Source organism: Cellulosimicrobium sp. CpK407 (assembly GCF_051844275.1).
Taxonomy (GTDB): domain Bacteria; phylum Actinomycetota; class Actinomycetes; order Actinomycetales; family Cellulomonadaceae; genus Cellulosimicrobium; species Cellulosimicrobium cellulans_G.
Genome location: NZ_JBGNYC010000005.1, coordinates 40,426 through 61,152, shown reverse-complemented (window position 1 = coordinate 61,152; position 20,727 = coordinate 40,426). Strand labels below are relative to the sequence as shown.

Sequence of the window (20,727 nt, the reverse complement as noted above, 5' to 3'; positions counted from 1 at the left end):
CGCTGCTCACCGCCGGCTACGCCGTCGGGCTGCTCGACCGCGGCCGTCCCGCGCGGACGCCGGCGACGCCGAGCGAGCGGACGTCCCACCCCGCCGCGCGCCACCGGGCGCGGTCGACGGCGTTGCGCGCGTCGACGAGGCGAGGCGCGCGCACGACGCCGACGAGGTCGTCCGGGTCGAGGGCGCGGTACTCGTCCCACTCGGTCGCGAGGACGACGACGTCGGCCCCGGCGGCCGCCTCGCGCGCGTCGGCCGCGTACCCGAGCTCGGGGGCGGCGGCCTGCGCCAGAGCCAGCGCCTGGGGATCGGTGACGACGACGTCGGCGCCCTCGGCGGCGATCGCCCGCGCGAGCGCGAGCGCGGGAGAGCTGCGCACGTCGTCGCTGTCGGGCTTGAACGCGGCACCGAGCACCGCGACCCGCCGGGCCGCGAGCGAGCCGCCGCACGCCGCGCGGGCGAGCTCGACCGCCCGGTCCCGGCAGCGGTCGTTGATCGCGTCGACCTCGTCGAGGAAGGACACGGCCGGCCCGACGCCGAGCTCGCGCGCCCGGGCCGCGAACGCACGGATGTCCTTGGGCAGGCAGCCGCCGCCGAACCCGAGACCCACCCCCAGGTAGTCCCCGCCGATGCGGCGGTCCAGCGCCATCGTGCCGACGAGCGCGACGGCGTCGCCGCCCGCGGCCTCGCACACCTCCGCGACCGCGTTCGCGAACGAGATCTTCGTCGCGAGGAACGCGTTCGCCGCCACCTTGGCCAGCTCCGCCGTGGCGAGGTCGGTCACGAGGCGCGGGACGCCGTCGTCCAGGAGCCGCGCGTAGACCGCGTCGAGACGCGCCACGAGGGCGTCGCCGTCGTCGGGCACGCCGTAGACCAGCCGGTCGGGGTGCAGCGTGTCCACGACGGCGTGACCCTCGCGCAGGAACTCGGGGTTCCACGCGAGGCCAACGGCGTCGGGCAGGTCGCGGGCGAGCCGCTCCGCCGTCCCGACGGGCACCGTCGACTTGCCGACCACGACCGCGCCCGGCCGCAGGTGCGGGCGCAGCGCGGCGAGCGCCGCGTCGAGCTGCTGCAGGTCGGCCACCCCGCTCCCGGCCGACTGCGGCGTGCCGACGCACAGGAAGTGGACGTCCGAGCCCGCGGCGCGCGCGGCCTCGGTCGAGAACGTGAGGGAGCCGGGACCGTCGGAGCCGGCCAGCAGCGCCGTGAGCCCCGGCTCGAAGAACGGCGCCCGGCCCTCGGCGAGCGCGTCGACCCGGGCGCGGTCGACGTCCACCCCGACGACGTCGTGGCCGAGCCGTGCCATCGCCGCGGCGTGCACGGCCCCGAGGTAGCCGCACCCGTGCACCGAGAGCCTCATGCGTCCGCCCCTCCCGACCCCCCGGCGGCGCCGGTCGCGACCGCCACGGCGGGTCCGCGCCCTGCCTCCTCGCGGAACCACGCGACCGTGCGGGCCAGGCCCTCGGGCCAGGGCGTGCGCGCGCGCCAGCCGAGGACGCGCTCCGCGAGCGCGGTGTCGGGTCGACGGCGGCGGGGGTCGTCCTCGGGCAGGTCGACGTGGACGATCCCCGCGTCGCTGCCGGTCGCGGCGAGCACGTCCTCGGCCACGCGGGCCACGGTGAGCTCGGTGGGGTCGCCCAGGTTCACGGGCCCCGGGTGGTCCGAGCGGGCGAAGGCGAGGATCCCGTCCACGAGGTCGTCCACGTAGCAGACCGAGCGGGTCTGGGAGCCGTCGCCCGCCACGGTGAGCGGCTCGCCCGCGAGCGCCTGGCGGACGAACGTGGGCACCATGCGCCCGTCGTGGCCGCGCATGCGCGGCCCGTAGGTGTTGAAGATCCGCACGATGCCCGCGTCCACGCCGCGCGCGCGGCGGTACGCGGCCGTGGTCGCCTCGGCGAACCGCTTGGACTCGTCGTAGACGCTGCGCGGGCCGACCGGGTTCACGTGGCCCCAGTAGTCCTCGCGCTGCGGGTGCACGTCGGGGTCCCCGTAGACCTCCGACGTCGAGGCGAGCACGAACCGTGCCCCGGCCCGCCCGGCGAGCTCGAGCCCGTGGCGGGTCCCTGCCGAGCCCACGAGCAGGGTCTCGAGCGGGAGCCGCAGGTAGTCCACCGGCGAGGCGGGCGACGCGAGGTGCAGCACGAGGTCGACCCGGTCGGGGTCCGGGACGTCGATCCCCGCGCTGACGTCGGCCGCCACGAACCGAAAGCCGGGCTCGTCGCGCAGCGCGTCGAGGTTGCGGACCTCGCCCGTCGACAGGTCGTCCACGCACACGACCTCCGTGCCCCGGGCCACGAGCGCCTCGCACACGTGGCTGCCTACGAACCCGGCGCCGCCCAGGACCACGGCACGGCGCGCACGACGTCCCGTCGTGCCCGCGCCTCGCACCACCGACGTGTCGCCCATGCTCGTCTCCTCGCGACCGCGCGCGACGGGCCGACGACGCCTGGTCCCGGCCGGTCACGCTCGTGCGGACGGGCTCGCTGCTGGACCCGGGACCTCCACGCTCGCACGGGCCCACCTGGCTCGCACACGCTCCCGCCGGCCTGCCCGCGGGCCGTCGCCGCCCGGGCCGCGAGCGGGACGGGCCCGTGGCACGGTGGCCCGATGAGCGCACCCCCGGCACCCCAGGACCAGGCCGTCGACCCGCAGACCCGGCTGTCCCGGTCGGTCGGGGGCCGGCTCCTCTACCTGTTCATCCTCGGGGACGTGCTGGGCGCGGGCGTCTACGCGCTCGTGGGCGAGATGGCCGGCGAGGTCGGCGGCGCGGTGTGGCTGCCCCTGCTCGTGGCGCTGGGCCTCGCCCTGCTCACCGCCGGCTCGTACGCCGAGCTCGTCACCAAGTACCCGCGGGCCGGGGGCGCGGCGGTGTTCGCCGACCGGGCGTTCCGCAGCCCGCTCGTGTCGTTCCTCGTCGGGTTCTCCATGCTCGCCGCCGGGGTGACGAGCGCGGCGGGGCTCTCGCTCGCGTTCGCGGGCGACTACCTCGCGACCTTCGTCGACGCGCCCGACCGGCTCGTGGCCGTGCTCTTCCTCGCGCTCGTCGCCGCGCTCAACGCGCGCGGCATCAAGGAGTCGCTGCGCGCCAACGTCGCGATGACCGCGATCGAGCTGTCCGGCCTCGTCCTCGTGGTCGTGCTGGCCGCGGTCGTGCTGGGCCGCGGCGAGGGCTCCCCGGGGCGGGTCACGCAGTTCGCGGAGGGCACGACGCCGGCGCTCGCCGTCCTCGCGGCGGCGATCCTCGCGTACTACTCGTTCGTCGGGTTCGAGACCTCGGCGAACCTCGCGGAGGAGGTGCGCGACGTCCGGCGCACCTACCCGCGTGCGCTCTTCGGGGCGCTCGTCACCGCCGGGGTGGTCTACGTGGCGGTCGGCGTGGCCGCCGTCGCGGTCGTCGACCCGCAGACGCTCGCCGGGTCCACGGGCCCGCTGCTCGAGGTCGTCGACGCCGAGGGGTCCGTGCCTGCGTGGGTGTTCTCGCTCGTGGCCCTGATCGCCGTGGCGAACGGCGCGCTGCTGACGATGATCATGTCGAGCCGGCTCGCCTACGGCATGGCGGAACAGGGCCTGCTCCCGTCGGTCCTCGGCCGGGTGCTCCCGCACCGCCGCACCCCGTGGGTCGCGATCGTCGTGACGACGGCGGTCGCCATGGGGCTCGTCTTCACGGGCGACGTGGCCGGGCTCGCCGAGACCGTCGTGCTCCTCCTGCTGCTCGTCTTCGCCTCGACGAACGTCGCGGTCCTCGTGCTGCGGCGCGACCCGGTCGACGCGCCGCACTTCCGCGTCGCGACGGTCGTGCCGGTGCTGGGCGTGGCGTCGTGCGTCCTGCTGCTCACCCAGCAGGACGCCGTGACGTGGCTGCGCGCGGGCATCCTGCTCGCCGTCGGCGCGGTGCTGTACGTCGTCGTGCGCTGGACCCGACGGGCCGCGGACGCGCGCGCGGCATGACGATCCGCACGGAGGGGGAACCGTGGACCCGGTGTGCAGAGAACGGCACCTGGTCCGCGCCGCCTTGCTCCGTGCCGCCCGTGGACCGCTAGCCGCGGGCGCTGCGGTCGTGGTCTTCACCCCGCCGCTGGTCGCGACGTGAGGTACGACGGCGGAGAACCCCTCAGCGGTCGGCGGGCCGCGACACCGAGCCCCGCACGACGAGGTGCAGGGGCAGGACGGTGCGGGCGGGCGCCCCGGTCCGACGCTCGCCCGTCATCGACCGCTCGATCGCGTCCATCGCGGCGAGCGCGAGCGCCGCGACGGGCTGCTCGAGCGTCGTGAGCTTGGGGCGCAGCCACTGGCCGACGCGGATGCCGTCGCACCCGACGACCGAGAGGTCGTCGGGGATGGAGATGCCGTGCAGCTCGGCCGCGCCCAGCATCCCGACGGCGACGATGTCGCTGCCGACGAACACGGCCGTCGGCGCGTTCCCGGGCCGCGTGAGGTAGGGGAACGTCGAGGCGCCGAACTGCTCGGTGTACGGGCCGTGGCGCACGAGGTCCGGGTCGACGTCGAGGCCGGCGTCGTGCATCGCGTCGACGTAGCCGCGCAGGCGGTCCTGGGTCGTGGACAGCTCGGCCGGTCCGGCGACGTGCGCGATGCGCCGGTGCCCCTGCTGCACGAGATAGCTCGTGGCCTGGTAGGCACCGCCGTAGTTGTCGACGGTGATGGTCTCGACGGGCAGGTCGAGGTCGACCTCCTCGTCGATGACGACGACGGGCAGCCCGTCCGCGACGGCGCGCGCGAGCCGGTCGTCGGTGCGCGACATGCCCACGTACACGACGCCGCCGAGCGACCCGTCGCTCGCGAGGAGCTGCCCGAGGCCCGACTCCGCGTCGCCGTGCCGGGTCGACAGCGCGACGACGAGCGGGACCCGGCGGTCGCCCGCGAGGCGTGCGACCTCCTCCGCGAGCGCGGTGAAGAACGGGTTGACGAAGTCGGGCACGACGAGCGCGACGACCCCGGTGCGGCGCTCGTGCTCGCGCGCCGCCGGGCCGGGCGCGGGGACGACGTACCCCACCTCGCGCACCGCGGCGTCGATCCGCGCGGCCGTCTCCGGCTGGACGTTGAGCTGTCCGCGCAGGTAGCGCGAGGCGGTCGAGGCCGACACGCCGGCACGTTGCGCAACACGTGTGAGCGTCATGGCTCCCCTCCAACGGCTCGCGTCCCAGACTCCCTGCACCTTACCGGCACCGCGTCGGACAGGCGGTGTTGACAGGCCGACCACTCCCACCCTACGGTCTTGCGCAACGCCACACAACGTTGCGCAACGTCGTCGCCGACGCGCCGCGCGACCAGATTCGCAAGGAGGCCGGGATGAGCCGGGTTCTGCTCGCCGGGGAGTCGTGGATCAACGCGACCACCGACTACAAGGGGTACGACGCGTTCCCCCACGCCCAGCTCGAGGTCGGGTGCGCGCGCCTGCTCGAGGCGCTGGCCGCCGAGGGCCACGAGGTCACGCACCTCCCCTCGCACCTCGTCGCCGAGGACTTCCCCTCCACGCTCGACGAGCTCGACGCCTACGACGTCGTGATCCTGTCCGACATCGGCGCCAACTCGCTCCTGCTGCCGCCCGTCGTGTTCTCCCAGGGGCGCCCGTTCCCGAACCGGCTCAAGCTCCTCGCCGAGTGGGTCCGCCGCGGCGGCGGCCTCATGATGGCCGGCGGCTACCTCAGCTTCCAGGGCTTCCAGGCCAAGGCCAACTACCACGGCACCGCCGTCGAGGCCGTCCTGCCCGTCGACATCCTCCCGTACGACGACCGCGAGGAGACCCCCGAGGGCATCGGCGGCACCCTGACCGACGTCGAGCACCCCGTCACCGCGGGCCTCGACCGCGAGTGGCCGATCCTCCTCGGCTACCAGCGCCTCACCGCCAAGTCCGACGCGACCGTCCTGGCCACCATCGAGGGCCGCCCGCTCGTCGCCGTCCGCACCGAGGGCGAGGGGCGCACGCTCGCGTTCGCCTCCGACATCTCCCCGCACTGGGCCCCGCGCGAGTTCATGGACTGGGTCGGCTACGGCCCGCTGTTCGGCCAGGCCGTCACCTGGCTCGCGGGCTGATGACGCCCGAGGTGGTGGTCGTCGGCAGCCTGAACATGGACCTCAGGCTGACCGTCGACCGCCTGCCCCGCTCGGGCGAGACCATCTCCGCGACGGGCCTCGTCCGCTCCCCCGGCGGCAAGGGCGCCAACCAGGCGGTCGCCGCCGCCCGGCTCGGCCGGCGCGTCGCCATGGTCGGCGCCGTCGGCGACGACGACGACGGCCGCGCCATCCGCCGCCGCCTCGCCGTCGAGGGCCTCGTCCTCGACGGCCTCGCGACGGCGGACCGCCCCACCGGCGTCGCCGTCGTGCTGTGGGAGCAGCCCGAGTCGACGATCGTCATCGAGCCCGGCGCGAACGCCGTCGTCGACGAGGCGTTCGTCGCCGAGCGCGCCGACCTCGTCCGCGACGCGGCCGCCGTCCTGTGCCAGTGCGAGACGCCGCTCGGCGCCCTGCGCGCCGTCGCCGCCACCGCGACGGGCACCACGGTCCTCAACCCGGCGCCCGCCGTCCCGCTGCCCGCCCCCGTGCGCGCCGCGTTCCGCGTGCTCGTGCCCAACCGGTTCGAGCTCGCGACCCTCGTCGGCGCGACCACCGAGCCGGCCGGCGAGGACGAGGTGCTCGCCATGGTGCGCGCGCTCGACCACCCCGGGGACGTCGTCGTCACCCTCGGGGCCGACGGCGCGCTCGTCGTCCCCGCAGGAGGCGCACCAGTCGCCGTCCCGGCGGAGCGCGTCGACGCCGTCGACACGACCGCCGCCGGCGACTCGTTCTGCGCGGCGCTCGCGGACGGCCTCCTCCACGGCGGCGACCTCGTCGAGTCCGCCCGCTGGGCGGCGCACGTCGCCGCCTCGACCACCACCCGCCACGGCGCCGTCGACTCCCTGCCGCGCGCCGCCGACCTGGCCCCCGAGGGCACCAGGATTCCGCTCCACAGCTAAGTCCGACGTACCGTCGGAGGAAGGCACGGTCACGCAATGAAGCACACCACGCCGGCGACCACCGGTTCCCCGTCCGGCACTCAGGGAGGTGCTCTGAACTCGTCAGCCCGCCGCAGCAGGGTCAAGGACACCGCGACCGCCCTGCTCGTCGTCGCGACCGTCCTCGCGGGGGCCCTCGGCCCGATGCAGGCGGCCGTCAACGGCCAGCTCGGCAAGACGATCGGCGACGGGCACGCCGCCGCCCTCATCTCGTTCGGGACCGGCCTGGTCCTCATGTTCGTCGTCGTGTTCGCGCGCCCCGCCACCCGGCGCGAGGCGCTCGCGATCCCCGGCCTGATCCGCTCGCGCACCATCCCGTGGTGGAACTACCTCGCGGGCCTGTGCGGCGCCGTCATCGTCCTCTCCGAGGGCGTCACCGTCGGCGTCCTCGGTGTGGCCACGTTCCAGATCTCGCTCATCTCCGGCCTCGTGATCTCCGGCGTCATCTGCGACCGCCTCGGCGTCACGGCGTCGGTCAAGCAGCCGCTCACCGCGACGCGACTCCTGGGCGCCGCGCTCGCCATCGCGGCGACCGTCGTCGTCATCTCGCCGAGCTTCTCCGTGCCGCACACGATCGTCCTGGCGATCATGCCGTTCGTGGGCGGCCTGCTCGCGGGCTGGCAGCCGGCCGGGAACGCGGCCGTCGCCGACGTCACCGGGTCGATGCTCGTCTCGATCGGCTGGAACTTCCTCGTGGGCTTCACGGCCCTGCTGATCGCCTACCTGGTGCGGGCGGCCACGGGCGGCGTCGACTTCCAGCTCCCGAGCGAGTGGTGGATGTACCTGGGCGGGCCGCTCGGCCTGCTGTCCATCGCGCTCATGGCGCTCCTGGTGCGCGGCCTCGGCCTGCTGCTGCTGGGCCTCGCGTCGGTCGCGGGCCAGCTCGTCGGCTCGCTCGTCCTGGACGCCGCGATCCCGGCGCTCGGGCACACCGTCCACGTCGCGACCGTCGTCGGCACCGTCGTCGCGCTCGTGGCCGCCGGGATCGGCATGATCCCGTCGGGCAAGGCGGCCCACCCCGACGAGCCGGGCGACGGCGCGCACGAGGACGCCGTGGCCGCGGCGGTCGCGGGCGGCGAGCCGGGCGAGGCGAGCCGGCGATGAGCGTCACGCCCGCCGGCCACGTGCAGACGGTCACCGGCCGCGCCGCGGCCGCGGACCTCGGCCTCACGCTCCCCCACGAGCACCTCTTCAACGACCTGTCCGGGGTGCTCGACCCGCCGAGCTACCGCTTCTCCGCGGCGGTCGTCGAGGCCCCGGTCTCCGCGTCGGTCGCGTGGGCGCTGCGCCAGGACCCGTACTGCTGCGCGGACAACATCGCCGACAAGCCGGTCGCCGCGGTCGCCGCGGAGCTCGAGAGCTTCGCGGCGCTGGGCGGGCGCACGATCGTCGACGCGACGTCGAGCGCCGCGATCGGGCGCAACCCGGAGCGGCTCGCGGAGGTGGCCCGCCGGACGGGCCTGCACGTGGTCGCGGGCTGCGGCGCGTACCTCGAGAAGTTCGAGGGCGACCGCATCGCCGCGGCGGCCGTGGACGCGCAGGCGTCCGCGATCGTCGCGGAGCTCGCCGACGGGATCGGCGGGACCGGCGTGCGGCCCGGCATCATCGGCGAGATCGGCGTCTCGCCGTCGTTCACCGCGGGCGAGGCCGCGTCGCTGCGCGCGGCGGCCCTCGCGCAGCGCGAGCACCCGCACGTGGCGCTCCAGGTCCACCTGCCCGGCTGGCAGCGCCGCGCGCACGAGGTGCTCGACCTCGTGCTCGACGAGGTGGGCGTGCGCCCGGAGAAGGTCGTGCTGTGCCACATGGACCCGTCCGCCGACGACCCGGACTACCAGCGGTCCGTGGCCGAGCGCGGCGTCTGGCTCGAGTTCGACATGGTCGGCATGGACATCACCTTCCCGAAGGAGGGCGTGTCCCCCGACCCGCACACGACCGCGACCGCGGTGCAGCGCCTCGTCGAGGCCGGCCACGCGGGCCAGGTGCTGCTCAGCCACGACGTGTTCCTCAAGCAGATGTGGGTGCAGCACGGCGGCAACGGGTTCGCGTACGTCCCGACCGTCTTCACGGAGATGCTCGCGTCGCGCGGCGTGCCGCGCGACGTGCTCGCCCGGCTCACCCACGACAACCCGGTGGCGATGCTCACCGCGTGACGCGACGCCCTCCGCCACCCGCACGGCCGGGACCCGCACGGGTCCCGGCCGTCGGCGCGCCCGGGACCTCCGGCCCTGGTCAGGGCGTCGCGCTCTGAGAGGATCGGCGCATGAGACGACGTGCCCTCCCGACCCTCGTGGCCGCCGTGGCCGCCGTGGCCGCCACCGCCCTCGTGCTCGCCGGCTGCTCCGGCGGGTCCGGCGACTCCCCCGAACCCTCCGCGCTGGACGCGCTGCTCGACCGTCACGACCTCGCCGGGCTCAGCGGCCAGGAGGTGGTGGACCGGCTCGAAGGCCTCGAGACGGCCGACCGGCCGACCGACCTCGTCGCCTCGGTCCGCGCGGCGGAGCTCGTGCTCGCGGACGAGACGTACGAGACCACGGTCCCGCTGCCCGAGGACACGTTCTACCTCTCCGTCGCGCCCTTCGTGGACGAGACGCACGAGTGCTTCTACCACTCGCTGACGACGTGCCAGGGCGAGCTCGCGGACGAGCCCGTGTCCGTCACGGTCGTCGACGCGGCGACCGGCGAGGTCCTCGTCGAGGAGGACACGACGCTCGGCGCGAACGGGTTCGTCGGCCTCTGGCTCCCGCGCGACGTGGACGCCGAGCTGCGCGTGGAGCACGAGGGACGGGTCGGCACGACGACCGTCTCGACCGGCGCCGACGACCCCACCTGCCTCACGTCGTTGCAGCTCGTCTGACTCAGCCGACGACGGTGAAGCGCGTCGTGACGACGGGGCCGTGCTCCCCGGTCGCGGGGTCGACGACGCGCAGCCCGAGCGAGTGCTCGCCGAGCGAGAGCCCGGTCACCTGCCGGACCAGCGGCGCGTCGGCGAGCGTGTGGAGGTTGCCCGTCGGACGATCGTCGACGAAGGCCTCGACGACCAGCCCGGGGGTCCCGGCGATCTCGGCGTCGACCGCGTAGCCCGTGGGCTCCCACGGCAGGCCGGAAGGCCGTCCCGTGACCGTCGCCCCGGGGCCGGGCGAGAGCAGCACGGGCACGTCGAAGGCGAACGGCCCCAGCGGCACGGACGGCGCGGACGTGACGCCCTCGACCACCTGCACCACCCGGAGCCGGTGCTCGCCCGCGGCGCCGAGACCGTCGGCGACCGCCTCCCACGCGCCGTCGTGCCCGGCCTCTGCCGTCCCGACGACGGCGCCCGCCGCGTCCAGGACCCGGACCGTCGCGCCGGGGGCGCCGGTGCCGCGCAGCACCGGGAACACCGCGAGCGCACCGGGCGCCGGGGCCGACGCGACGACCGGGGCCGCCGGGGGCTGCGGCGCGGGCTCCTCCGTGCCCGGGTCCGTGCCGGGGTCCGGTTCCGGGGGCTCCGGCGCGGGCGGTGGGGCCGGGGTGGGAGGGATCCCGACCGCCGGGATCGACGGCCCTGTGACGGGGGGCGTCGCCCTCCCGGTGCTGGGTACCGGCCCGGGGTCGAGCGGGCCCGTCGTGGGCACGTCGGCGGGGCCCGGGGCGGCGTCCGGGGCGGCGTCGGGCGCCGTGCCGGGCTCGACGGCCGGCCCGTGCGCCTCGTCCTCGGGCGCGGCGGGGGCGGCCGGCACCTCGTCGGCCTGCACGCCCGGGGAGGCGAGCGCGCCCACGGCCTGGCCTGCTGCCGGCGTCGGTTCGCCGCCGCCCCACCACCCGGCGACGGCGCCGACGCCCACGACCGCCGCGACGACCGTCGCCGCCACGCCCCCGAGGACGAGGCCCGGGAGCGCGCCGGCAGCGCCGCCCGCGCCGGCGGAGGTCGCGACCGGGGTGGCCGCGGCGTGGGACGTGGCGGCCGGGGCGACCGGGGACGCGGCGGCCGTGGCGGCCGTGGGCGCGACCACCGTGCCCGCGGCCCCGAGGGCGGCCGGCACGCCGAGGACGAGCGGCAGCAGCACGAGGCGCAGGCGCGAGGCGACGTCGTCCACCTCCTCGGCGAGGATCGAGCACGCGAGGCACCCCGTCAGGTGGTCCTCGACGCGGTCGCGGGCGCTCGGCGAGAGCGTGCCGCGCGCATGGTCGCCCAGGCGCTCGGCCGTCCAGCGGCAATCCGGCGCGACGGCGTCGGTCTCGACGTGGGCCTGCAGCCACTCCCGGCGCAGCCCCTCGCGCGCCCGGTACGCGAGCGCGGCCGTGGCGGGCGCGGACAGGCCCAGGAGCGGCCCCGCCTCGCGCGGCTCCATCCCCTCGACCTCCGTGTACCAGAGCACGGACTGCCAGCGCTCGGGCAGACGTCGGAACGCCCGCACCGTGACCGACCGCTCAAGCACCTCGGTCGTGGCGTCCCGCGCGTCGGCGACCTCGGGGACCTCGTCGACGGGGAACGGGGCGGGCGTGCGCGACCACGACGCGGCGACCGCGCGCAGGGTCGTGTAGAGGTAGGGGCGGAACGGGCCCGTCGGGCCGGCCCCCGCCTGGAGGGCGTGCAGGATGCGCGCGAACGCTTCCTGGAGGAGGTCGTCGGGGTCGTAGGTCGCGGTGAGACGCCGCGCCGCGGCCCTCCCGGCCCCGGCGTGGCGCCCCCAGAGCTCCGCGTAGGCGTCGACGTCCCCCGCGCGCACGGCGTCGGCGAGCTCGACGTCGTCCCGCGCGGGAGCGGGCTCGACGTCGTGCTCGTCGTGCGAGACCGCGCCGGCCCGGGTGCCGACGGCTGCGGTCTGGTGGTGCGCGTGCATGGTCGCCTCTCGTCCGGGGCAGCGCGGTCGGCGCGACCCCTCTGGGGGAGAGACCGCCCCGGCGCACGATCATGACGCCGGGACGGCCTCGCGGTGACGAACGTCACCCCGCCCAGGTCCCTCAGGCCCGGGCGCGGCGCCGCGCGACGACGACCACCGCCCCGGTCGCGACGAGCAGGGCCGCGACGAGGGCCGCGACACCGAGGGTCGTGCCGGTGACCGCCAGGGCCCCGTTCGGGGCCGGCGTGCTGGGCTGCGTCCCGGGTGCCGGGGGCTCGGCGGTCTCCGCGGGGCCGCCGGGCTCGGCGGGCACGTCCGGGACGTCGGCCTCGTTCGTCAGGACGACCTCCGCCGTCGTGCCGTCGCCGGCCACGACGCGCGCCGCACCGTCCGCGAGCACCTCGACCCCCTCTCCGGAGAACGACGGCGCCCGCCACGCCACCCCGTCGAGCGCCGCGGGAGCGGCCTCGGCGAGCGTGACGACCGTGCCCGCGGGCAGGTCCGCGAGCGACGCCGTGGACCCGTCGGTGACGACCAGCTCCCCGGTCACCTCGCCCTCGGGACCCTCGTACGCGTAGGCGACGACGAACGTGGTCCCCTCGGCCACGGCGTCGGCGGCGGCCCCCGTCACGCGCTTGGTCACGGCGATCCCCCCGACGTGCGCGTCGAAGGTGTTCGTCGCGACGACGTCGATCGTCGCGGGCGAGGCCGCCGTGACCTCGATCGGGCCGGCGGGGGCGAAGGTCACGCGGTCGGCTCCGCCGTCGTCCGTCTCGGTCAGCCCGCACACGGCACCCACCGGCACGCCCGCGAACGTCGTCGTGCCCCCCGCGGAGAGCGTGGCGGCACGGGGGAACCCGGCCAGCGTCTCGCCGTCCGCGTCGGTGCAGACCAGCTCGAACCCGAACGGACCGGTCACGCCCTCCGCGGCGTCGCCGTCGAGCTGCTTGGTGAGCCGGATCGAGCGCACGCCCTCGCCCCGCCGGTCCCGCCGGCGCCCGCGTACTCCGCGGACGCCTCGACGTCGCCGACCGCGAGGCCGGTCACCGTGTTCTCGTACCGGTCGCCGTCGCGCGCGTCGTCGGGGACCGCGGTCGCGTACGTGAGCACGTAGACGTAGTCGGCTCCGTGGGCGTCGGGCACGCTGAACCGGAACTGGTTCGCGGCCGGTCCCGTCTCGACGACGTAGTCCGCAGGATCCATCCAGAAGCCCGCGTCCCAGAAGTCGCCGTCGTCCCAGCGGTCGACGGGCACCGCGAGCGCCCCGACGCTGCCCTCGACCAGGGTGAGGCGCGGGTCGAACGTGTCCGTGAGCACGACCGGGTCGCCGTCCGGGCCGGTGAGGTACTGGCCGGGCACGTACACGTCCCAGCGCACGACGTCGGCCGAGCGGTCGTACCACCCGCCCTTGACGGGGTAGGTGGGCGGCTGCCAGCCTCCGCCGCCCTCGCCCTCGCCGATGCCGCCGGGGACGTCGACGCGGATCTCGACGCCGCCGCCCGTGGTGAACACGAGCACGTCGGCGTCGGTCGTCTCGGTGACCTGGGCCCAGAAGAACAGCGTCCCCGCGACCCCCGTGTGCGTCGCGACGTAGTCGCCGAGCGTGCAGACGAACTGCGACTCGTCCACGGTGCACGATCCGACCACCGCCCCCGAGGGGTCGGCGAGGTCGAACGTGTCGGTGAACCCGACGATGCGGGGGCTCGTGGGGAGCGCGAGGCGGAACGTGTCGCCCGGGCGCGCGCCGTCGGGCACGGCCCAGGTGGCGTCGAGGCGGATCGAGTCCCACTGGTGGATCTCCCCGGTGGGTCGGGTGATCTCGACGCCGGTGATCGCGTCGAGCTCGGTGGCGCTCGCGGCCGTGGGGACGGCGGCGAGGCCCAGCAGGGCGAGCAGCAGCGCGACCGCGCCGGCGAGGGCGCGGCGCGCGGGCGAGGTGCTCGCGCGCGGGGGGCGGGCGGTGGGGGGCACGGCGGTTCTCCTTCACTTCTGGACGGTCGTCCAGGAGTGAGGACGCGACGCGAGGCGGATCATCACGCGGCGTGTCGCACGTCACACCGGCTCGACGGCGGAGCGGGGGCCCGGCCAGCCCGGCCCGGGGCGCCGTGGCCGTGCCGGGACGCACGACGGCGCCCGTCGCACGCAGGTGCGACGGGCGCCGTCGGGTGCGCGGAGCGACGCGTCAGGCCGTGCCGGCGTACGCGAGCACGATCTCCTCGGTGACGGTCTCGCCGTCGCGCTCGACGGTGGCCGTGACGGTCACCTCTCCGGCCGGGGCCTCGACGAGCCGGGTCGCGAACGCCTGGTAGGCGTTCTTCCCGGGCGCCACGTCGGCGTACTCCTTGCTGCCGTACGGCGTCGCGAGAGTGATGTCGACGGGGGCGTCGTCCTCGTTGAGCACGCGCACGGCGACGTACTGCTTGCCGCCCATGGTCCGCAGCTCGGCCTCGGCCGCGAGGTCGATCGCCGGGCCGTCGTCGACGAGCCCGGTCTGCCAGTCGACGAGGTCGTCGATCTTGGACGCGAGCAGGTCCCGGTCTCCCGCGGCCGCGGACAGGTGGTCGACGAGCGACCGCGCGCCGCCGAGCACCTGGACCGCGGTCGCGGGGTCGCCCGCCTCGGCCGCGGCGCGCGCGCTGCCGAGCAGCGAGCTGATCGCGCCCGCGATCACGCTGTCGCCCACCGCGGAGGTGTCCAGGCCGGCCACGACGCCGTCGACCTCGGGGAACGTCACGCAGTTGCCGCCGCCCTCGACGACGCCCGCGGTCCACTCGACGCCCTTGAGCACGTGCTCGCGGAAGAGGGGGTCCGTCCAGGACTCGTCGGTGTGCCCGGCGCCCTCGTACCAGGAGCGGCCGCCCTCGAAGTTCTGGCACCACGAGAGCGGGTGGTCCTCGCCCATCGCGCCGTTGCCGGGCGAGTACGTCGACTCGTCGAGCGTGACGAGCACGTGCACGTCCGCGCGAGGGTTGACCGAGTAGTTGTACCACTCGTCGAACCGCTCCCAGACGGCCGGCAGGTGCGCGGTCGAGGGGTGCGACGGGCTCTCGACGCGCATCGTCGCCGTCTGCTGCTGCGGGTGGCTGACGAACCGCGCGCCGCCGCCCGTCAGCTCGCTGTACCAGGGGACGGTGTGCATCGTGTCGGTCGCGGCGTGCAGCCCGACGAACCCGCCGCCGTCGTGGATGTAGCCCTGGAGCGCCGCGAGCTCGGTGTCGTCGAGCAGGCGCGGCGCCGCCGGGTCGAGCGAGTTGGTGTTGTCGACCGGCGAGACGAAGACCAGGGTCGCGTACTGCGACAGGTCCTCCGCGCTCGTGAACGGCGTCGAGTCGAGCGTGAGGTCGGGCTGGCCCGGCGAGCCGCTCCCCCACCAGCCCGCGGAGTCGTTCGGCGGGTCCCACACGTCGACCGTGAAACCGTTGTCCTCACCGAGCTCGATCAGCGCGCGCGTCGTGTCGTCGATGTGCGAGTGCCGGAACCCGAGCGTCTTGCCGACGACGAGGATCTTGTAGTCCTCCTCGTCGGCGGCCGCCGGCCCCGCGGCCACGAGCGTCGCCCCTCCCGCGAGGGGCAGCGCGACCGCGGCCGCCACCGCCCGCCTGACCGTCGTACCGCTGAACAAATCCATGCGTGCTTCTCCCTCGTCGTCGAGAGCGCTGGCCGGCGCCGGCCCCGGCCGACCGCCGGTCGATCTCCAGGGGACATCTCCAGGCCCGGCGGCGCGCACTCCTGCGTGCGTGGACGTCGGCTGCTGCCGATGCCGCGAGTTTTGACGGCGACCGATCAAAAGTCAAGGACTCAACGACCGTGGCGCACCGATCTCACCCGCTCCCACCCCGAGACGACCGCCCCCGTCGAGCAGGTGGTCGTGGCACGTCCGGCTGAGCGGACGCGCCACGACCACTCGCTCGACGCGCCGGGACCGCCTGGTCGGTGGTCAGCCCTTGACGCAGAGGAGCGTCGTGAGGCGGGCGACGACCTCGACGAGGTCGGACTGCGCGCGGACGACCTCGTCGAGGTCCTTGTACGCACCCGGGATCTCGTCGAGCACCCCGGCGTCCTTGCGGCACTCCACGCCGGCTGTCTGGGCGGCGAGGTCGTCGACCGTGAAGGTCTTCTTCGCCCTGGTGCGGGACATGCGACGGCCCGCGCCGTGCGACGCCGACCAGTAGGACTCCGGGTTCCCGAGCCCGCGCACGATGTACGAGCCGGTGCCCATGGACCCGGGGATGAGACCGAGGTCGCCCTTCCCGGCCCGGATCGCGCCCTTGCGGGTCACGACGAGCTCCTGCCCGTCGACGCGCTCGACCGCGACGTAGTTGTGGTGGACGTTCACGGCCTCGTCGAACGCGATCTCGCGACCGGGGAACGACGCGCGCACCGCGTCGGCCACGAGCGTCATCATGACCGCGCGCGACCGCGCCGCGTACTCCTGAGCCCACCACAGGTCGGCCAGGTACGCGTCCATCTCCGGCGTCCCGCCGAGGAACACCGCGAGCTCGCGGTCGACGAGCCCCCGGTTGTGCTCGAGGCGCTTCGCGACGGCGACGTGCTGCTCGGCGAGCGTCTTGCCGATGTTGCGCGACCCCGAGTGCAGCTGGAGCCACACAGAACCGGACTCATCCACACACAACTCAACAAAGTGGTTGCCTCCACCAAGCGTTCCGAGCTGGCGGCGCGCCCGACTCTCGATGTCCGAGACCCGTCCGTGCAGCCCGGAGAACCGCGACCAGAAGGCGTCCGCGCCGCGTGCGACCTCGGCCGGGCCACGCCCGGAGATCGAGCGCAGCCGGTGTGGGTCGACCGGCTCGTCGTGCGCGTGGAACCCGACGGGGATCGCCGCCTCGATGCGCGTACGGACCGGCCCGAGGTCGTCAGGGAGGTCCTCGGCCGTGAGCGACGTGCGGACGCCGATCATGCCGCAGCCGATGTCGACGCCGACCGCGTTGGGCGACACGGCGTCGCGCATGGCGATGACCGAGCCGACGGTCGCGCCCTTGCCCAGGTGGACGTCGGGCATGACGCGCACGCCCTCGACCCACGGCAGCGCCGCGATGTTGCGCAGCTGCTGCAGCGCGGCGGGCTCGACGGCGTGCTCGTGCGCCCACATGAGGGTGGGCGCCTTCGCACCGGAGAGCGGGACGGGGAACGCGTGGGCCTCGGTGCTCACGGTGCTGACCTCCTCGGGTCGTCCTGACGATCACGACGCCGCCCCGGAGGGGCGGCGCTGGTGCGCGCGGGAGGACTCGAACCCCCGCCGCCCGGCTCCGGAAGCCGGCGCTCTGTCCGCTGAGCTACGCGCGCTGGTGCTCCTTAACGTCGAGCAGACGGGACGCGAGGCGTCCAGGTGCCCTCGGAGGGAGTCGAACCCCCGTCTCCGCTTCCGTAGAGCGGCGTCGTGTCCGTTGGACCACGAAGGCAGTGCTCCTCTCCACAGGCGCACGACAAATGCGCACCGGCGGCGAAAAGAGCAGAATGGCAGCACGAGAAATACGCCCCGGCCGGGGCGCGTTCATGCACAAGAAAAAAGCCGTCCCGGCGATGTCCGGGACGGCCTGTCGTGCGACGCTGGGTCAGACGACAGGACCGCCGGAGTCGCCGGCGAGGAACGAGGACACGCCGAGATACACCGCGGGCAGCACGACGCGCGGCTGCTCGCAGGGCAGCACGGGACGTCGCCGGTCCTGCTGGACGGGTTCGCGCACGGCACTGCTCCTCTCGGTCATGTCGGGTGGCCCACGCACCGGAATGTCGTCGACCGAGGAAGACCGTACGCGCCTTTTCCGTTCGACACAACCTCATTTCCAGAATTCATCGGAAATGCGCTGCGAGCTCCGCCGTCCGGGGCCGGCCCGGCGGCCCCCTCCCGGGCTCGTCGGCGCTTGGCACACTTTTCCCCACCGGGACATCCGCGCCCTGACGGCCCTCCGGCGCTGTCGGCGGCACCCGGTAGGGTTCCGGACGTTCCGGACAACACCCCCCGACGCCGACGAACCACCCGGCCGGGCCGACGACAGGAGACCCGCCGCCATGATGGGCGCCCACCACGCCGCGACCGGAGCCGCCGCCTGGGTGGCGGTGACGTCCACCGCCCCGTTCGCGCTCGGTTGGCACCCCGTGTCGTCGGTCGGCGTCATGACGGGCGCCGTCGTGTGCGCCGGGGCCGCCCTCCTCCCGGACGCGGACCACCACAACGGCACGTTCGCGCACTCGCTCCCGCCCGTGAGCGAGTGGGTGTCCGACGCCGTCGAGACGGTCTCCGGCGGCCACCGGCAGGGCACGCACTCGTTCCTCGGCATCGCGGTGTTCACGGCGCTCGCGTGGCTCGTCGGGCTGGTCACGGTCGAGACGGAGAGCTTCGGCACGGTCTACGTGGGCGGCGGCCTCCTCGCGGTCCTGCTCGTCGCCCTCGCGCTCAAGGCGCTCAAGCTCACGCGGCGCGGCAAGCTCATGCCGTGGGTCACGTCGCTCACCGTCGCGGTGCTCGTCGCGCTCTTCTCCCCCGAGGAGTGGAACTGGCTCCCGGTCGCCGTCGGGATCGGCGTGACCGTGCACATCCTGGGCGACGTGCTCACGACCAACGGCGCGCCGCTGCTGTGGCCGGTGAAGATCCGCTCCCCACGCTGGGTGCGTCGGTCCCTCGTCGTCGACGACGTGTGGCGCCCCAGCGGCAGCTTCGCCCTGCCCCTGCTCGGCGACACCGGCTCCGTGCGCGAGTGGATCCTCGCGACGGCCGTCGGCCTCTACGCGACGGTCGGGTTCGTGTGGTCCGCGCTCGACCAGATGGGCTACGACACCTACGGGACGTACGAGCGCGTCGCGTCGGCGATCCAGGCGCTGACCACCGGCGCCGCGTGAGCCGTCCCGCCTGACGACCGACGACCGACGACCGACGGTAATTCGCTTGCCCCGGGCCGCGCCCGGGTGGGACGGTCACGGGACGTCGCCCGCGCCGTCGGGCACCGGAGGAAGGAGGAACGCCATGAGCTGGACGACCCACGCTCGCGTGTCCACCACCCCCGGGAGCACCGACCGCCGCTAGACGGTCCAGGGCCCGTCCCGTGAGACGGCCCGCGCCCGCCGCTCGCCCCCGAGGCGACGGCAGCGCCGTGCGCTCCCCGCCCGAAGGAGCCCACCCGTGCCCGAGCACGACCTGCTGTACCCCGACCCGTACCTCCCGCCGACGTTCGCGGGTGACCCCCGCACTCCCCCGCCCCGCCGCCTGCGGCGCCATGACGACGCCGCCGACCTCGACGACGCCGGTGCCGCCACGGGCGTCCTCGACGCCGCGCTCGGCGACGACCAGCGCTGGTCCACGTGGTCCGCCGTCGAGAAGGGGCAGCGCGGACCCGAGCCGCGCCCCGACTGGGTGGTCACCGCCGACGCGGCCGTCGACACCGAGCTGGGCGTGCTCAAGACCGGCAAGGAGGCGGACGTGTTCCTCGTCGAGCGCGCCGTCCCCGACGACGCCGCCCGGCGCTCGCTGCTCGCCGCCAAGCGCTACCGGGACCTCGACCACCGCGCGTTCCGGCGCGACACCGTCTACACCGAGGACCGCCGCGTGCGCCGCACGCGCGACCGGCGCGCGCTCGACCGCAAGTCTCGCTACGGCCGCCAGGTCGCGGCCGGGCAGTGGGCGGCGGCGGAGTTCGCCGCGCTCGGCGAGCTGTGGTCGGCCGGCGCCCCCGTGCCCTACCCGGTGCAGATCGACGGCAACGAGATCCTCATGGAGTTCGTCGGCACGTCGGACGGCGTCGCGCACGAGGCCGCGCCACGGCTCGCGCGCACGCGGCCCGACCCGGACCTCCTCGCGTCGTGGTGGGACCAGCTCCGCGACGGGATGGCGGTGCTGGCACGCCTCGGCTTCGCGCACGGCGACCTCTCCCCGTACAACGTCCTCGCGGACGGCGACCGGCTCGTCATCATCGACCTGCCGCAGGTGGTCGACCTCGTGGCCAACCCGTTCGGCACCGAGCTCCTGCTGCGCGACTGCCGCACGATGTCCGCGTGGTTCGCCGCGCGAGGTCTGGAGACCGACGCCGACGAGCTCTTCGCGCTCCTCCTCGCCGAGGCGTGGTGACCGCACCGCACCCTCCGCGCCGCGACCGCGCCGACGCCGGACGGACGCGGTAGAACGGGAGCATGGAACCCACCACCGAGTCCTTCGACGCCGACGACGTCCAGACGTTCCTCACGACCTACGGGGTCGCGCTCTCGACGGGTGACCTCGACACGATCGGCGAGAGCTACGCGTTCCCCGCGCTCGTCGTCGGAGCGACCGGGTCGGTGCTCCTCGCCGACCCGGAGTCCGTACGGGAGTCGACGGCCGAGCTCGCCCGCGGGTTCCGCGAGCGCGGGCTCGTGGGCGTCGTGGCCCACCTCGTCGGCGTCGAGGAGGTGGGCGACGCGCTCGTGTGGGCGCACGCGCGCTGGAGCTACCGCGACGAGTACGCCAACGAGCAGGAGGCGCAGGAGGTCCGCTACCTGCTGCGCCGCGCGCGCGACACGTTCGAGGTCTGCGTCACCGCGCCGGTCGCTCCGTAGCGTCGACCGGTCAGCGCGTCACGGGCCCAGGGATCCGTGGCGCGCCGACAGGTCGCCGGTCAGGACAGCCGGTTGTCGCGGTCCTCCCACGGGGTCGGGGTCGCCTCCTTGCGCGGGGAGTCGTCGGGCTGCAGCGCCCGGACCAGGAACGAGCCGGCGGCCAGCACGATGCCGCCGGTGAACACGACGTGCAGCAGCACGGAGGCGGCCTCGAGGACGCCCAGCGGCACGGGCACGCTGAACATCACGCGCGGGAGGAGGACGCTGCGGAACAGCTCGCCGACGACCGCGAGCGCCAGCCCGGTCCAGAGCATCGTGCGGGGAGTCAGACGGGGTGGCATCGCAGGGTCCTCTCG

The 20,727-nt window shown here is 75.2% G+C and carries 19 protein-coding genes and 2 tRNA genes; 9 read left to right on the top strand and 12 right to left on the bottom strand.

The features are described 5' to 3' along the window. Positions 1–16: 16 nt before the first annotated feature. Positions 17–1,357 (bottom strand): UDP-glucose dehydrogenase family protein, encoded by a 1,341-nt coding sequence (locus tag ABWU78_RS03810; protein WP_439157593.1) that lies wholly within the window; start codon positions 1,355–1,357, stop codon positions 17–19. Next, a complete protein-coding gene (locus tag ABWU78_RS03805; RefSeq protein WP_439157592.1) occupies positions 1,354–2,403 on the bottom strand; it encodes an NAD-dependent epimerase/dehydratase family protein in 1,050 nt (349 codons plus the stop codon). Before ABWU78_RS03805 ends, ABWU78_RS03810 begins: the two co-directional genes overlap by 4 nt. Positions 2,404–2,604: 201 nt before the next feature. On the opposite strand from ABWU78_RS03805, the gene ABWU78_RS03800 reads away from it, so the two are divergent. Beyond that, on the top strand, positions 2,605–3,945 hold the full coding sequence (locus ABWU78_RS03800; protein WP_439157591.1) for an APC family permease: 1,341 nt from the start codon (positions 2,605–2,607) through the stop codon (positions 3,943–3,945). A 163-nt stretch (positions 3,946–4,108) separates the two neighbouring features. Here ABWU78_RS03800 and ABWU78_RS03795 read toward each other — a convergent pair whose 3' ends face one another. Beyond that, positions 4,109–5,131 (bottom strand): LacI family DNA-binding transcriptional regulator, encoded by a 1,023-nt coding sequence (locus ABWU78_RS03795; RefSeq protein WP_290444590.1) that lies wholly within the window; start codon positions 5,129–5,131, stop codon positions 4,109–4,111. A gap of 173 nt (positions 5,132–5,304) precedes the next feature. On the opposite strand from ABWU78_RS03795, the gene ABWU78_RS03790 reads away from it, so the two are divergent. The 5 genes from ABWU78_RS03790 to ABWU78_RS03770 all read left to right on the top strand — a co-directional run bounded on the left by ABWU78_RS03790 (position 5,305) and on the right by ABWU78_RS03770 (position 9,861). Then, the gene (locus tag ABWU78_RS03790) at positions 5,305–6,048 is read left to right on the top strand and encodes a glutamine amidotransferase (protein ID WP_439157590.1); all 744 of its coding nucleotides are present in this window, start codon (positions 5,305–5,307) and stop codon (positions 6,046–6,048) included. Further along, positions 6,048–6,968 (top strand): ribokinase, encoded by a 921-nt coding sequence (locus ABWU78_RS03785; RefSeq protein WP_439157589.1) that lies wholly within the window; start codon positions 6,048–6,050, stop codon positions 6,966–6,968. The genes ABWU78_RS03790 and ABWU78_RS03785 overlap by 1 nt, the downstream gene beginning before the upstream one ends. A 36-nt stretch (positions 6,969–7,004) precedes the next feature. Then, positions 7,005–8,111 carry a DMT family transporter gene (locus ABWU78_RS03780; protein ID WP_439157588.1) on the top strand — a complete coding sequence of 369 codons (1,107 nt, stop codon included), beginning with the start codon at positions 7,005–7,007 and terminating at the stop codon, positions 8,109–8,111. Beyond that, positions 8,108–9,157 (top strand): phosphotriesterase family protein, encoded by a 1,050-nt coding sequence (locus ABWU78_RS03775; protein ID WP_439157587.1) that lies wholly within the window; start codon positions 8,108–8,110, stop codon positions 9,155–9,157. The genes ABWU78_RS03780 and ABWU78_RS03775 overlap by 4 nt, the downstream gene beginning before the upstream one ends. Before the next feature lie 110 nt (positions 9,158–9,267). Then, a complete protein-coding gene (locus tag ABWU78_RS03770; RefSeq protein WP_439157586.1) occupies positions 9,268–9,861 on the top strand; it encodes a CueP family metal-binding protein in 594 nt (197 codons plus the stop codon). 1 nt (position 9,862) lies between these two features. Here the strand turns inward: ABWU78_RS03770 and ABWU78_RS03765 are convergent, their stop codons facing one another. The 8 genes from ABWU78_RS03765 to ABWU78_RS03730 all read right to left on the bottom strand — a co-directional run bounded on the left by ABWU78_RS03765 (position 9,863) and on the right by ABWU78_RS03730 (position 17,532). Next, on the bottom strand, positions 9,863–11,827 hold the full coding sequence (locus ABWU78_RS03765; RefSeq protein ID WP_439157585.1) for a zf-HC2 domain-containing protein: 1,965 nt from the start codon (positions 11,825–11,827) through the stop codon (positions 9,863–9,865). A gap of 121 nt (positions 11,828–11,948) precedes the next feature. Next, complete coding sequence (locus ABWU78_RS03760; protein WP_439157584.1) at positions 11,949–12,797, bottom strand: DUF5979 domain-containing protein; 849 nt, start codon at positions 12,795–12,797, stop codon at positions 11,949–11,951. Beyond that, complete coding sequence (locus tag ABWU78_RS03755; RefSeq protein ID WP_439157583.1) at positions 12,743–13,798, bottom strand: Ig-like domain-containing protein; 1,056 nt, start codon at positions 13,796–13,798, stop codon at positions 12,743–12,745. The genes ABWU78_RS03760 and ABWU78_RS03755 overlap by 55 nt, the downstream gene beginning before the upstream one ends. Positions 13,799–14,009: 211 nt before the next feature. Further along, a complete protein-coding gene (locus ABWU78_RS03750; RefSeq protein ID WP_353709123.1) occupies positions 14,010–15,455 on the bottom strand; it encodes a ThuA domain-containing protein in 1,446 nt (481 codons plus the stop codon). 309 nt (positions 15,456–15,764) lie between these two features. Next, positions 15,765–16,937 (bottom strand): RtcB family protein, encoded by a 1,173-nt coding sequence (locus ABWU78_RS03745; protein WP_439157646.1) that lies wholly within the window; start codon positions 16,935–16,937, stop codon positions 15,765–15,767. A 118-nt stretch (positions 16,938–17,055) separates the two neighbouring features. Further along, positions 17,056–17,131, bottom strand: a tRNA-Arg gene (locus ABWU78_RS03740). A 44-nt stretch (positions 17,132–17,175) separates the two neighbouring features. Then, positions 17,176–17,247, bottom strand: a tRNA-Arg gene (locus ABWU78_RS03735). A 153-nt stretch (positions 17,248–17,400) separates the two neighbouring features. Beyond that, positions 17,401–17,532 (bottom strand): hypothetical protein, encoded by a 132-nt coding sequence (locus tag ABWU78_RS03730; protein ID WP_290444594.1) that lies wholly within the window; start codon positions 17,530–17,532, stop codon positions 17,401–17,403. A gap of 325 nt (positions 17,533–17,857) precedes the next feature. Here ABWU78_RS03730 and ABWU78_RS03725 point away from each other — a divergent pair, with 325 nt between their 5' ends. The 3 genes from ABWU78_RS03725 to ABWU78_RS03715 all read left to right on the top strand — a co-directional run bounded on the left by ABWU78_RS03725 (position 17,858) and on the right by ABWU78_RS03715 (position 20,371). Next, positions 17,858–18,685 (top strand): metal-dependent hydrolase, encoded by an 828-nt coding sequence (locus tag ABWU78_RS03725; protein ID WP_439157582.1) that lies wholly within the window; start codon positions 17,858–17,860, stop codon positions 18,683–18,685. 280 nt (positions 18,686–18,965) lie between these two features. Beyond that, on the top strand, positions 18,966–19,907 hold the full coding sequence (locus ABWU78_RS03720) for a serine protein kinase RIO (RefSeq protein ID WP_439157581.1): 942 nt from the start codon (positions 18,966–18,968) through the stop codon (positions 19,905–19,907). Positions 19,908–19,969: 62 nt separating this feature from the next. Next, positions 19,970–20,371: a hypothetical protein gene (locus tag ABWU78_RS03715; RefSeq protein WP_253049885.1), complete on the top strand. Its 402-nt coding sequence runs from the start codon at positions 19,970–19,972 to the stop codon at positions 20,369–20,371. 59 nt (positions 20,372–20,430) lie between these two features. Here the strand turns inward: ABWU78_RS03715 and ABWU78_RS03710 are convergent, their stop codons facing one another. Next, positions 20,431–20,712 carry an NDUFA4 family protein gene (locus ABWU78_RS03710; protein ID WP_253049887.1) on the bottom strand — a complete coding sequence of 94 codons (282 nt, stop codon included), beginning with the start codon at positions 20,710–20,712 and terminating at the stop codon, positions 20,431–20,433. Positions 20,713–20,727 lie beyond the last annotated feature (15 nt).

What these genes read in the sequence shown, in the direction of transcription:
- ABWU78_RS03810 (WP_439157593.1), bottom strand. Translation starts at nt 1,357, where the DNA reads ATGAGGCTCTCGGTGCACGGGTGCGGCTACCTCGGGGCCGTGCACGCC.
- ABWU78_RS03805 (WP_439157592.1), bottom strand. Translation starts at nt 2,403, where the DNA reads ATGGGCGACACGTCGGTGGTGCGAGGCGCGGGCACGACGGGACGTCGT.
- ABWU78_RS03800 (WP_439157591.1), top strand. Translation starts at nt 2,605, where the DNA reads ATGAGCGCACCCCCGGCACCCCAGGACCAGGCCGTCGACCCGCAGACC.
- ABWU78_RS03795 (WP_290444590.1), bottom strand. Translation starts at nt 5,131, where the DNA reads ATGACGCTCACACGTGTTGCGCAACGTGCCGGCGTGTCGGCCTCGACC.
- ABWU78_RS03790 (WP_439157590.1), top strand. Translation starts at nt 5,305, where the DNA reads ATGAGCCGGGTTCTGCTCGCCGGGGAGTCGTGGATCAACGCGACCACC.
- ABWU78_RS03785 (WP_439157589.1), top strand. Translation starts at nt 6,048, where the DNA reads ATGACGCCCGAGGTGGTGGTCGTCGGCAGCCTGAACATGGACCTCAGG.
- ABWU78_RS03780 (WP_439157588.1), top strand. Translation starts at nt 7,005, where the DNA reads ATGAAGCACACCACGCCGGCGACCACCGGTTCCCCGTCCGGCACTCAG.
- ABWU78_RS03775 (WP_439157587.1), top strand. Translation starts at nt 8,108, where the DNA reads ATGAGCGTCACGCCCGCCGGCCACGTGCAGACGGTCACCGGCCGCGCC.
- ABWU78_RS03770 (WP_439157586.1), top strand. Translation starts at nt 9,268, where the DNA reads ATGAGACGACGTGCCCTCCCGACCCTCGTGGCCGCCGTGGCCGCCGTG.
- ABWU78_RS03765 (WP_439157585.1), bottom strand. Translation starts at nt 11,827, where the DNA reads ATGCACGCGCACCACCAGACCGCAGCCGTCGGCACCCGGGCCGGCGCG.
- ABWU78_RS03750 (WP_353709123.1), bottom strand. Translation starts at nt 15,455, where the DNA reads ATGGATTTGTTCAGCGGTACGACGGTCAGGCGGGCGGTGGCGGCCGCG.
- ABWU78_RS03745 (WP_439157646.1), bottom strand. Translation starts at nt 16,937, where the DNA reads ATGTGGGCGCACGAGCACGCCGTCGAGCCCGCCGCGCTGCAGCAGCTG.
- ABWU78_RS03725 (WP_439157582.1), top strand. Translation starts at nt 17,858, where the DNA reads ATGATGGGCGCCCACCACGCCGCGACCGGAGCCGCCGCCTGGGTGGCG.
- ABWU78_RS03715 (WP_253049885.1), top strand. Translation starts at nt 19,970, where the DNA reads ATGGAACCCACCACCGAGTCCTTCGACGCCGACGACGTCCAGACGTTC.
- ABWU78_RS03710 (WP_253049887.1), bottom strand. Translation starts at nt 20,712, where the DNA reads ATGCCACCCCGTCTGACTCCCCGCACGATGCTCTGGACCGGGCTGGCG.